Below are 11669 nucleotides of genomic sequence, written 5' to 3'. Positions count from 1 at the left end.
CGGCTTCAACTGGTCTGAAGCGGTCGCCGTATTGACCAGTTGCTCGGAGCCGACCTTGCTTCCATCCGCCGCAAAGATCTGGGCTTTGATGCTGGTGCCGGCGGCGTCGCCGAGCGTGGCGCTGGAATCTTCCCACGTCACGACGAAGCCGCCATTGGAAAGACCGGTCACCTTTGCATTGGCCTGGTCGCCGCCGGTCTCGGAATTGACGAGCAATTCGGGGCCCGACTTGCTCCCGTCGGCCGCGAAGACCTGCAGCTTGATGCTGGTGCCTTCGTCGTCCCCGCCCTCGCCGCTGTCGTCCGTCCAGGCGATGGCGAAGCCGCCATTGCTCAGTGCGGACACGGTCGGCGAGAACTGCGAATAGGCCGTCGCGGTATTGACCAGCGTTTCCGATCCGACCTGCGCACCGTCGGCGCCGAACACCTGGGCCTTGATGCTGGTGCCGTCGCCGTCGCCGAGCGTCTGGCTGTTGTCGAACCAGGACACGACGAAGCCGCCGGTGGAGAGGCCCGTGATCACGGGCGCGAGCTGATCTGCGTCGGTCTCGGTGTTGATGCGGAATTCGGACCCGACCTTGCTGCCGTCGGCGGCATAGATCTGCGCCTTGATGCTGGTGCCGCTGGCATCTCCCAGTGACCCGCTGGAATCATCCCACGTCACCACGAAGCCGCCATTGGCGAGACCGGTGAAGGTGGGCGCCTGCTGGGCGCCGGTCGCGTTGGTGTTCACAGAGAATTCGGAGCCGACATTTACAACGGGAGCAGCCATAGGACTGGATCGCTTTCATTCAAACGGGGCCGGCTGCGCACAACGCAGCGGCAACAGGTTGCGAGAGCGTCCGTATTGCATCGCAGCTTATCATATTTTTGATAGTACGTTATGTTTTATGTGAACGATTCGTTATTATCCAAGACCGCGCTGGATGCAGACTTCAGCTCGTACGATCGCCGCGCGAGAGGAAGAAGCCGCCCATTTTTCGCGGGCCGCGTCAGTCCAGAACAACAAAGGCCGCGCTCCGACGGCAGCATCGCCCTCGGAAGACGCGGCCCCGCGAAGCGGAGTTCGCACCAGCGAACTCCGCGCAGTGACGGTCGGAGATGGTGTCCTCAGGTCCGCCGTGCGGTCAGCCATTCGCTCGGCCCGATCGGACGGTAGACCATGCGGATCTCGCCGACCGCGCCGAAGAAGCCGTCGGCCAGAACGCCGTCCCACCAGCCCGCGCCGAGGATCCAGGGCTGAGGCGAGTTCTGCGAACGCAAGCCGATCGCCGCATTGCCCACATTGCGCAGCACCGGTGCGCCGTCGATGTACATCGTGGTCGTGAGCGTGGCGGGATCGTTCACGATCGCGACGTGATACCAGGTGTCGCGAATGATCTCGCCCGACCAGTTCGTCTGCGCATAATGCGAGACGGAGGCAGGCACCACCTCCCACTGCACTTCACGCAGGTTCGAGATGGCGAACAGAACGCTCGACGCCTCCGGATCGCCACCCCAATAATTGCCGGGGACGTTGCCGCGGTTTCCGACGCGGCCGAGGATATTGCCCCATTTGTGCAGGTTCGCGGTCCACCCGGCCGGAATCTTCACGAAGGCCTCGACCGTGTAGCCGTTCCAGAAGCTGCGGCCGTTCAGCGATGCGCCCGCCGCCGTGAGAAACGCGTTGAGACGACCGACCGTATTGTCGGTGTTCAGAAACACCACGCTGCCGGCGGCCGAGGACAGACGATGCTTGTCCGTGGTCCACACGACGTCGCCGAGCTGCGCCGAGGCGATGAGCGCCGCGCGGGCCAGATTGTTGCCGCCAGCCACGTCGGGGATGATCCCGCCGACCGGAACGGCCTGACCGTCGACGACCGTTGACGGAACGCGCCAGTGCGCCACGGTGTCGGCGACATGCGGATAGTCTTCGGTGTCCGCAGGCAGCACCACGGCCGGCGTCGGCGGATCGACGTAGCCGGCGAGCAGGTCTGCGCGCACGGTCGGCAGAATTGCCGGGCCGGTCAGCGTCTTGCTCGGGCTGAACCGCGTGAATTTGGCGAAACGGCTCTTGAAGTTGATCGGGATGGAGAAATTGTTGTTCGCGCCCGTGAGTTCGGCGTGATCGAACTGGTTGAGCGTGTTCTTCGGTTTCTGCACCACCCACGGCGAGAACGACATCACGTCGATCTTGTTGTTGGTGAAGTCGACCTCGTAGAGACGCATCATGGCGTTGCCGCCCTGATAGTCCATCTGATAGTCGACGACCATCTGGTGGACCGGATTGCCGAAATTGTTGATCTTCGAGAGATATGCAGCGCCATGGTGATGGCCGTTCAGCGTCATGAAGATCTGATCCTTGTCCCGGATCAGCTTTTCCCACAGCATCTTGCCGTAGTCGGTCTCCAGCGGTGACAGGCCGTCGCTGTCGATGGCCAGCAACTGGTGGTTTGAAAGAATCACGGGCAACGTCGGGTTGCGATCGATCACGTCACGCGCCCAGGCGATGGCGCCGTCCGACGCGCGCCAGGACAGCGAGAGCACCATGAACTTGACGCCGTTGGCCTGGAAGATGTGGTATTCGTGAAATCCGCTGCTGTCGCGCTCGCGGAACGTGGACTGCTGCGCGGCACGGCTGCTCGGGAACCATTTCAGGAAGGGTTCGGAATTGAGGCTGCGCTGGGCATCGGTCCCGGAGTTCTGATCCCACGGATTGTGGTAGTCGTAGTCGAGAACGACGTCATGGTTGCCGGCGAGTATCGAATACGGCACCTTGGCGTTTTCCAGCTTCTTCATCGCGGCGTCGGCGACGATCCACTGGTTCGGCTTGCCCTGCTGGTCGACCACGTCACCGAGATGGATGACGAAGCGGATGCCATATTTCGCCGCATTGTCGGCGATCCACTGGGTCTGGGCGTCGTAGGGCGTCGAACCGTAGGCCTTCTGGAATTGCTGGCTCTCGTCGGTCGTCGCATAGCGCGAGTAGAACTGCGTGTCGGGCAGCACGGCGATCGAGAAGCTGTTCAATGACGGACTGGCGGTCTGCGCATTTGCCGCACCTGCGCCCAGGGCCAGCACGGAAAGGCTCGCGGCCCCCTGAAGGACCGCGCGGCGATCGATCAAATGGCGCGTGGAATTGTTGCTGCCGGAGTGGTCGTTTCCAGCGTCGATATCGTCATTGCTCATCGGGGAGTGCCTGTTGCTACGGTCGCGGCTGCGACGGTGGCCGGTCTCTAGCGATCTCGATTAACATTCAAATTAAAGAAATGTATCATTACATATGTTATCGACGGATTCGCGCAAATCGCCGCCGGGGCGTGAACCGGGACCAGGCTGGCACTGCCGATCGGTCGGTGTGACGCACACGCCACCGGAGCGGCACGGCCAATTCGAGGTGAGATGCAGGCTCGGTCGCGATGGGGGACCTGTTTCGAGAACCGCTGCAGGCGGTTGCGGCTCACGGCCCTAGAACGGCATACCCATCAGCTTCGACAGGCGCTCGATCGAGAGGTAGCCGGCCTGATAGGCGGCCAGGCCGATGCCGAAGACGACCGCCGAGATCAGCGTCGTCCAGAGCAGCTTGCGGCCCATGCGTGCCAGGATCGGCGCACCGGGGTCCGTGCCGGGCGCGCCCACGCCGTCCTCGTGTTGGCTGCGCACGCCGAACGGCAGCGTCACGAACAGCATGACCCACCACAGCACGAAGTAGATCGCGAGCCAGGTTGATATCTGGATGACCATGGGGCGGCTTACGCCTGCTCGATCTCGACGAGTGCGCCGGAAAAATCCTTCGGATGCAGGAACAGCACCGGCTTGCCGTGGGCGCCGATCTTCGGCACGCCGTCGCCCAGCACCCGTGCCCCCTCCTTCACCAGGGTATCGCGCGAAGCGATGATGTCGACCACCTCGTAGCAGACGTGATGGATGCCGCCATCGGCATTGCGCTCGAGGAACTTTGCGATCGGCGAGGCCTCGCCGAGCGGCTCGATGAACTCGATCTTGGTGTTGGGCAGCGTCGCGAAGACGGTGGTGACGCCGTGCTCGGGCAGCGGCACGGCTTCGGAAATCTGCGCGCCCAACGCCGCGCCGTAGATCCTGGCGGCCTTGACCGCGTCCTTGGTCGCGATGGCGACATGGTTGAGCCGGCCCAGCATTGTTCTCTCCCTTAGACTGTCAGCACATGTACCAGACAGGGGGGCTTTTTGCCCCAATGTTCGTTGATGACGGCCCGGACCGCGCGCCGCACCGACTCGGCCAGCGCGTCCGGATCGCGGCGGCGCGCCTTCGGCAGCCCCTCGACCGTGGACATCACGGCATCGAAAACCAGGTCGTCAAAGGCCTCGCCTGCCCTGTTCTTGTCGGGGATGCCGACGAGATCGACCTCGGGATCGTCGGCGAGCTCGCCCTGCTCGGTCATGGCGATGGCGACGAAGGCGCAGCCGGAAAAGGCCATGCGCCGCCGCTCGACGACGGCGCGCGACTTGGAATCCTCCAGGATCGTGCCGTCCTTGTAGAGCCGGCCGGACGGCACCTCGCCGATGATGCCGGGATCGCCGGGGCCGAGCTTGACGAGGTCGCCGTTGCGGCAGACCAGCACGCGCGGCACGCCGGCGGCGCGCGCGAGCTTGGCGTGCTCGTGCAGATGCAGGGCTTCGCCGTGAACGGGGATCAGGAGTTGCGGCTTCACCCAGGAGATCAGGTCGCGCAGCTCGTCGCGGCGGGGATGGCCGGAGACGTGGACTAGGGCGTCGCGGTCGGTGATCACTTCGACGCCCTGGAGCACCAGATTGTTGATGATCGAGCTGACCGCCTTCTCGTTGCCGGGAATGGTGCGGGAGGAGAAGATGACGCTGTCGCCGCGGTTCAGTGTGATCTCGGGATGGTCGTCATTGGCGATGCGCGCCAGTGCCGCGCGCGGCTCGCCCTGGCTGCCGGTGCACAGCGCCAGCACCTTGTCCTGCGGCAGGTGGCCGTAAATGTCGGGCGAGCGGAAGTTCTGCACGCCGTCGAGATAGCCGGTCTCGCGCGCGACCTGCACCACCCGCTCCATGGCGCGGCCGACCACCACGACCTCGCGGTCGGCGGCTTTCGCCGCGTCCGCCACGGCCTTCAGCCGCGCAACATTGGAGGCGAAGGTGGTGACGGCGACGCGGCCCTTGGCCGACTTGACGAGGTCGATGATGGTTCTGGCGACCTCGGCTTCCGAGGGCGAGCGGCCGTCGCGCACGGCGTTGGTGGAGTCGCCGACCAAAGCGAGCACGCCCTGCTCGCCGAGCTCGCGCAGCCGCTTCTCGTCGGTCGGACTGCCGAGCGTCGGGGTCGGGTCGATCTTCCAGTCGCCGGTGTGCAGCACCGTGCCGGCCTCGGTGTGGATCGCCAGTGCATGCGCTTCCGGAATCGAATGCGCGACGGGGATGAACTCGACGTTGAACGGGCCGACGTCGATGCGGCCGCCGGACGGGACCACTGTCACGGGGATCTCGGGGGCGTTGCGCTCGGCGGCGCATTTGGCCTCGAACAACGCCGCGCTGAATTTGGTGGCGTAGATCGGGCATTTCAGCTTGGGCCAGAGATCGATGATGGCGCCGAAATGATCCTCATGGGCGTGGGTGAGCACGAGGCCCATCAGGTTCTTGCGTTCCTTCTCCAGGAAGGAGATGTCGGGCATGATCAGGTCGATGCCCGGCAGATGCTCCTCGTCGCCGAAGGAGACGCCGAGATCGACCGCCAGCCAAGCGCGCTGGTGGCGGTTGCCGATGCCGTAGATCGACAGGTTCATGCCGATCTCGCCGACGCCGCCGAGCGGCGCAAACACCAGTTCGTCGGGTCTCGCCATCAGGCAGCTCCCACGGAGGCGGCGGAGCCGAAGAACACCTCGCCCGCAGCCACCGGCACGCAGCGGCCTTCGGCGGTGCGGACGATCAGGCAGCCGCTGTCGTCGATGGTGTCAAAAATGCCTTCGAGCGTCATCGTTCCCGTGTGGATCGCCACCCGCTCGCCGAGGCCGGCGGCGCGGGCGAGCCACAGCTTCCGGATCTCGGCAAATCCGCGGCCATTGTCCCAGATGCCGCGGAACTCGACCCAGGCGTCCGAGAGGGCCGAGAACAGCTCCTCCGCGCTGATCTGGACGCCGAGGGCGGCGAGCGACACGGCGGGCGTTGGCGTCCCCTCCGGCGCGGCCACGACGTTGGTGCCCATGCCGGCCACGACAGCGAGGCGGTCGCCGACCGCCTCGGCCTCGAGGCCGATGCCGACGAGCTTCTTGCCGTTCGCCAGCACGTCATTGGGCCATTTCAGGGCGTAGCGGGGACGGCCCTCGCCGAGGCGTAGCGCGGCCTCGAGGCTGACCTTCTCGAGCGCGGCCTCCTCGGCCAGCCCGGCGGCAAACCCGATAGTGGCGGCAACCGCTGGCGCGACGTCCAGGACTTCGAGGACGCTGGCGGCGAGATTGCCCTTCGGCGCGATCCAGGCGCGCTGGCGGCGGCCGCGGCCGGCGGTCTGCTCGGACGTGACGAACCACATCGGGCCGCGCTCGCCAGCGCGGGCGCGCTCGATCGCGTCGCTATTGGTCGAGCCGGTCCGCTCGAAAGCCGCGAGCTTGTAGCCCGCCTGACGTGCGCGAGGACCGAGCGCGAATGCCATCCTAGAACAGCGACTTTGCGGCGGCGGAGGCGACGCTCACCACCGGGCCTGCGAACACGGCGAACAGCAGGTTGAACAGGCCCGCGACCGCCAGCACCGTCCTCACCTCGATGCGCACCGGATCGACCTGGCCGGCCGGCTCGTCGAAATACATCGTCTTGACGATGGCCAGATAATAGTAGGCGCCGACCACGCTGGTCAGCACGCCGATGACGGCGAGCGTGAACAGATTGGCCTTGATGGCGGCGACGAACACGTACCATTTGGCGAAGAAGCCGGCGAGCGGCGGGATGCCGGCGAGCGAGAACAGCAGCATCGCGAACATGAAGGCGAGCAGCGGATTGGTGCGCGACAGGCCAGCGAAATCGCTGATCTGCTCCACGGCCTGGCCGTTGCGCTTCATGGCGAGGATAACCGAGAACGAGCCGAGCGTCATCGCGACGTAGATCACGATGTACATCAGGACGCCCTGCGCGCCTTCGACGGTGCCGGAGGCCAGGCCGACCAGCGCGAAGCCCATGTGGCCGATCGAGGAATAGGCCATCAGGCGCTTGATGTTGGTCTGGCCGATCGCGGCGAAGGAGCCGAGCGCCATCGAGGCGATCGACACGAACACCAGGATCTGCTGCCACTGCGAGACGATGCCGGGGAATGCGGTCAGCGTAACGCGGGTGAAGACGGCGAGCGCGGCCACCTTCGGCGCGGAGGCGAAGAAGGCGGTGACCGGGGTCGGCGCGCCCTCGTAGACGTCGGGCGTCCACATGTGGAACGGCACGGCCGAGACCTTGAAGCAGAGGCCGACGAGCAGGAAGACGAGGCCGAACAGCAGGCCGACATTCGAGACCGTCGCGGCCGCAGCGATGCCGGTGAAGCTGACCGTGCCGGTGAAACCATAAATCAGCGAGGCGCCGTAGAGAAGCATGCCCGAGGACAGCGCGCCCAGGACAAAATACTTCAGGCCGGCTTCGGTCGACTTGGCGTCGTCGCGATTCGCGGCCGCCACGACGTAGAGCGCCAGCGACATCAGTTCGAGGCCGAGATAGAGCGAGATCAGGTCGCCGGCCGAGATCAGCACCATCATCCCGAGGGTCGAGAGCAGCACCAGGATGGCGTATTCGAAGATGCGCCGCGACGGATCGGACAGAAACTCGGTCGACAGCACCAGCGTCACGGCGGAGCCGATCAGGGCCAGGATCTTCATGAAGCGGGCGAAGTCGTCGACGATGAAGCTGCCGCCGAAGGTCACCTGCTTGCCCGCGGGCTGCATGTAGACGAGTGCGCCGACCACGATCAGCAGCACCACCGCCAGCGAGGTGACGGTCTTGGTCGTCCCCTGCCCGCGAAAGGCTCCCAGCATCAGGAGCGCCATCGCGCCGACCGCGAGCACGAGCTCGGGCAGCACCGGCGCCAGTTGATATCCTGCAGTCTCAAAGCTCATGGCGATGTCCTGATCTGCCCGATCACGGGAGCAGTGCGGCGGCCTTCACGGCCGTCACGGCGGTATTGTAATTGTTGACGAGTTGCTGAACCGAGGCGGCCGACATGTCGAGCACCGGCTTCGGATAGACGCCGAACAGGATCGTCAGCGCGATCATCGGGAACAGAATCACGCACTCTCGCAAGGTGAGATCCTTCATATTCGCCAGCGACGGCTTGACCAGCGCGCCGAACACGACCTTGCGGTAGAGCCACAGCGCATAGGCCGCCGACAGGATCACGCCGAAGCTGGCGAAGAACGCGGTCGGGATCGAGACCTTGAAGGTGCCGATCAGCGTCATGAACTCGCCGACGAAGCCGCTGGTGCCGGGCAGGCCCACATTGGCCATGGTGAAGACCATGAAGGTCATCGCGTAGAGCGGCATCCGGTTGACGAGGCCGCCATAGGCCGCGATCTCGCGGGTATGCAGGCGGTCGTAGACGACGCCGACGCAGAGGAAGAGTGCGCCGGAGACGATGCCGTGCGAGATCATCTGGAACACGCCGCCGGCGACGCCCTGCATGGTGCCGGCGAAGATGCCCATGGTGACGAAGCCCATATGCGCCACTGACGAGTACGCGATCAGCTTCTTCATGTCCTCCTGCATCAACGCCACCAGCGAGGTGTAGATGATGGCGATGGCCGAGAGCGTGAAGACCAGCGGGGCGAAGTCGTGCGAGGCCAGCGGGAACATCGGCAGCGAGAAGCGCAGGAAGCCGTAGCCGCCCATCTTCAGGAGGATCGCGGCAAGGACCACGGACCCCGCGGTCGGCGCCTCGACGTGCGCATCGGGCAACCAGGTGTGCACCGGCCACATCGGCATCTTCACCGCGAAGGAGGCGAAGAAGGCCAGCCACGCCCAGGTCTGCAGGGACCGCGGCACGGCGGTGTGCATCAGGGTCGGGATATCAGTGGTGCCGCCGTTCCAGTACAGCGCCATGATGGCGAGCAGCATCAGGACCGAGCCGAGCAGCGTGTAGAGGAAGAACTTGAAGGACGCATAGACCCGGCGCGGCCCGCCCCAGACGCCGATGATCAGGAACATCGGGATCAGGCCGCCTTCGAAGAACAGGTAGAACAGCACGAGATCGAGCGCCGAGAAGGTGCCGATCATCAGCGTTTCCAGGATCAGGAACGCCATCATGTATTCGCGGACGCGGTTGGTGATCGCCTTCCAGCTCGCGATGATGCAGAACGGCATCACGGCGGTGGTGAGGATCACGAGCGGCAGCGAGATGCCGTCGACGCCCATGTGATAGGTGATGCCGGTCGCGAGCCAGTTCGCCTTCTCGACGAACTGGAAGTCGGGGTTCGATGGGTCGAAGCGCATGACCAGGATCACCGACACCGCGAAGGTGATCAGCGTGGTCCAGAGCGCGATCCAGCGCGAGTTGCGCCTGGCCGCCTCGTCATCGCCGCGGCTGAGATAGACGATCAGCGCGCCGACCAGCGGCAGGAAGGTCGTGACCGAAAGAATGGGCCAGGTCGTCATTTACTGGCCTCCAAAGCCGAACATGAACCAGGTGATCAGGCCGGCGGCGCCGATCAGCATGGCGAATGCGTAGTGATAGAGATAGCCGGTCTGTATCTTCACGACGTTGCGGGTGACGTCCAGCACGCGGGCCGAGACGCCGTCGGGGCCGAAGCCGTCGATGACGAAGCCGTCGCCCTTCTTCCAGAGCTGATAGCCGAGCCACTTCGCCGGACGGACGAAGATGACGTCGTAGAGCTCGTCGAAGTACCATTTGTTGAGCAGGAACTTGTACAGCATCGGCTGCGTGTTCGCGAGCTCGACCGGCAAATAGGGCCGGCGGATGTAGAACAGGTAGGACACCAGGAAGCCGAGCACCATCATCACCGTCGGCAGGAAGGCGATAGCCTGCGGGATGTGATGCATCTCCTCGATGATGTGCGGGTTCATCTTCAGGGACTCGCGGAAGAACTCCTCGATGCCGTGGCCGGCGAACAGCTCCTTGAACGGCAGACCCGCCACGAACGAGCCGATGGCGAGCACGCCGATCGGGATCAGCATCCAGATCGGGGCCTCGTGCGCGGCCTCGTAGTGATGCTCGTCATGAGGCTCGCCGTGGAACGTCTTGAAGATCAGGCGCCAGGAGTAGAACGAGGTCAGGCCCGCGGCGACGACCGTCATCAGGAAGCCGTAGACCCCGAACGGATTGTGCGAGGCGTAGGCCGCTTCGATGATCGCGTCCTTGGAGAAGTAGCCGGCGGTGAGCGGGAAGCCGGTCAGCGCCAGCGTGCCGACCACCATCACCGCATAGGTGTAGGGGATCTTCTTCCAGAGGCCGCCCATGTTGCGGATGTCCTGCTCGTGGTGCATCGCGTAGATCACCGAGCCGCTCCCCAAGAACAGCAGCGCCTTGAAGAAGGCATGCGTGAACAGGTGGAACATGCCGACCGAGTAGGCCCCTGCCCCCATCGCCACGAACATGTAGCCGAGCTGCGAACAGGTCGAGTACGCGACGATGCGTTTGATGTCGTTCTGGACGAGGCCGATGGTCGCGGCGAAGAACGCCGTGGTGGCGCCGAAGAACATCACGACGGCCTGCGCATTCGGAGCGAGCTCGAACAGCGGCGACAGGCGCGCCACCATGAAGACGCCGGCGGTGACCATGGTCGCGGCGTGGATCAGCGCGGAGACCGGGGTCGGGCCTTCCATCGCGTCCGGCAACCAGGTGTGCAGCAGGAACTGCGCCGACTTGCCCATCGCGCCCATGAACAGGAGGAGACAGGTCAGGGTCAGCGCGTCGGCGTGCCAGCCGAGGAAATTGATGGTCTTGCCGGTGAGGCTGGGCGCCGCATGGAAGATGGTCTCGAAATCGGTCGAGCCGGCCAGCATGAAGATCGCGAAGATGCCGAGCGCAAAGCCGAAATCGCCGACGCGGTTGACCACGAAGGCCTTGATCGCCGCCGCGTTCGCCGACGGCTTCTGGTACCAGAAGCCGATCAGGAGGTAGCTCGCCAGACCCACGCCTTCCCAGCCGAAGAACAGCTGGACGAGGTTGTCCGCGGTCACGAGCATCAGCATGGCGAAGGTGAACAGGCTGAGATAGCCGAAGAAGCGCGGCCGGTTCGGATCCTCGTCCATATAGCCGATGGAATAGAGGTGCACGAGCGAGGACACGGTCGTGACCACCACCAGCATCACGGCGGTGAGCGTGTCGACGCGCAGCGTCCACCATACCTGGAGGTCGCCGGAGAAGATCCAGGGCAGCAGCTGGATCCTGTAGTCGTGATGCATGAAGCCGACGTCGACCAGCGTCATCCAGGACAGTGCCGCCGAGACGAACAGCAGCGCCGTCGTGATCAGCTCGGCCGCGCGCGAACCGGCCGCGGGCGGCTCGGTCGGACCATGGCCGTGGTCGTCGTGACCGTGTTCATCGTGGTCATGGGCGTCATGGGCCGTCGAGGCATGGGCGCCGTGGCCATGATCGCCATGATGCTCGACCTCGTCGCCCGAGGGGTTGCGGGCATGCGCGCCGAACAGCGCGATCAAGCCGGCCAGAATGGCGCCGAGCAGAGGCAGGAAAACGATTGCCTGAACCATT

Annotated in this window: 8 protein-coding genes and 1 pseudogene; all 9 read right to left on the bottom strand. The window is 64.8% G+C overall.

Features of this window, described 5'->3' with window-relative positions; genetic code table 11:
• Nucleotides 1-771 (bottom strand): annotated as a pseudogene (locus AX729_RS26125) (hypothetical protein); the annotation flags it as partial.
• 338 nt (nt 772-1109) lie between these two features.
• Nucleotides 1110-3167 carry a metallophosphoesterase gene (locus AX729_RS26120; protein ID WP_061027064.1) on the bottom strand — a complete coding sequence of 686 codons (2058 nt, stop codon included), beginning with the start codon at nt 3165-3167 and terminating at the stop codon, nt 1110-1112.
• A 279-nt stretch (nt 3168-3446) separates the two neighbouring features.
• Nucleotides 3447-3722 (bottom strand): DUF1467 family protein, encoded by a 276-nt coding sequence (locus tag AX729_RS26115; protein ID WP_061027062.1) that lies wholly within the window; start codon nt 3720-3722, stop codon nt 3447-3449.
• 8 nt (nt 3723-3730) lie between these two features.
• Nucleotides 3731-4135: a methylmalonyl-CoA epimerase gene (gene mce / locus AX729_RS26110; RefSeq protein ID WP_061027060.1), complete on the bottom strand. Its 405-nt coding sequence runs from the start codon at nt 4133-4135 to the stop codon at nt 3731-3733.
• A gap of 11 nt (nt 4136-4146) precedes the next feature.
• Nucleotides 4147-5817, bottom strand: coding sequence for a ribonuclease J (locus AX729_RS26105; RefSeq protein WP_061027058.1), 1671 nt, complete (start codon nt 5815-5817; stop codon nt 4147-4149).
• Nucleotides 5817-6623: a biotin--[acetyl-CoA-carboxylase] ligase gene (locus tag AX729_RS26100; RefSeq protein WP_061027056.1), complete on the bottom strand. Its 807-nt coding sequence runs from the start codon at nt 6621-6623 to the stop codon at nt 5817-5819. Before AX729_RS26100 ends, AX729_RS26105 begins: the two co-directional genes overlap by 1 nt.
• A gap of 1 nt (nt 6624) precedes the next feature.
• Nucleotides 6625-8061 (bottom strand): NADH-quinone oxidoreductase subunit NuoN, encoded by a 1437-nt coding sequence (gene nuoN, locus AX729_RS26095; RefSeq protein WP_061027054.1) that lies wholly within the window; start codon nt 8059-8061, stop codon nt 6625-6627.
• Between the two features lie 22 nt (nt 8062-8083).
• A complete protein-coding gene (locus AX729_RS26090; protein WP_061027052.1) occupies nt 8084-9592 on the bottom strand; it encodes an NADH-quinone oxidoreductase subunit M in 1509 nt (502 codons plus the stop codon).
• Nucleotides 9593-11668, bottom strand: coding sequence for an NADH-quinone oxidoreductase subunit L (gene nuoL, locus AX729_RS26085; RefSeq protein WP_061027050.1), 2076 nt, complete (start codon nt 11666-11668; stop codon nt 9593-9595).
• Nucleotide 11669 lies beyond the last annotated feature (1 nt).

The organism is Bradyrhizobium sp. CCH5-F6 (assembly GCF_001556045.1).
Classification (GTDB): Bacteria; Pseudomonadota; Alphaproteobacteria; order Rhizobiales; family Xanthobacteraceae; genus Bradyrhizobium.
Note: the sequence above shows the minus strand (reverse complement) of the source record. Positions and strands in the feature narration are given on the sequence as shown.

Bases quoted from the DNA above. Each gene is read 5' to 3' on its own strand.
- mce (WP_061027060.1), bottom strand. From the start codon at position 4,135: ATGCTGGGCCGGCTCAACCATGTCGCCATCGCGACCAAGGACGCGGTC.
- AX729_RS26115 (WP_061027062.1), bottom strand. From the start codon at position 3,722: ATGGTCATCCAGATATCAACCTGGCTCGCGATCTACTTCGTGCTGTGG.
- nuoN (WP_061027054.1), bottom strand. From the start codon at position 8,061: ATGAGCTTTGAGACTGCAGGATATCAACTGGCGCCGGTGCTGCCCGAG.
- AX729_RS26105 (WP_061027058.1), bottom strand. From the start codon at position 5,817: ATGGCGAGACCCGACGAACTGGTGTTTGCGCCGCTCGGCGGCGTCGGC.
- AX729_RS26100 (WP_061027056.1), bottom strand. From the start codon at position 6,623: ATGGCATTCGCGCTCGGTCCTCGCGCACGTCAGGCGGGCTACAAGCTC.
- nuoL (WP_061027050.1), bottom strand. From the start codon at position 11,668: ATGGTTCAGGCAATCGTTTTCCTGCCTCTGCTCGGCGCCATTCTGGCC.
- AX729_RS26120 (WP_061027064.1), bottom strand. From the start codon at position 3,167: ATGAGCAATGACGATATCGACGCTGGAAACGACCACTCCGGCAGCAAC.
- AX729_RS26090 (WP_061027052.1), bottom strand. From the start codon at position 9,592: ATGACGACCTGGCCCATTCTTTCGGTCACGACCTTCCTGCCGCTGGTC.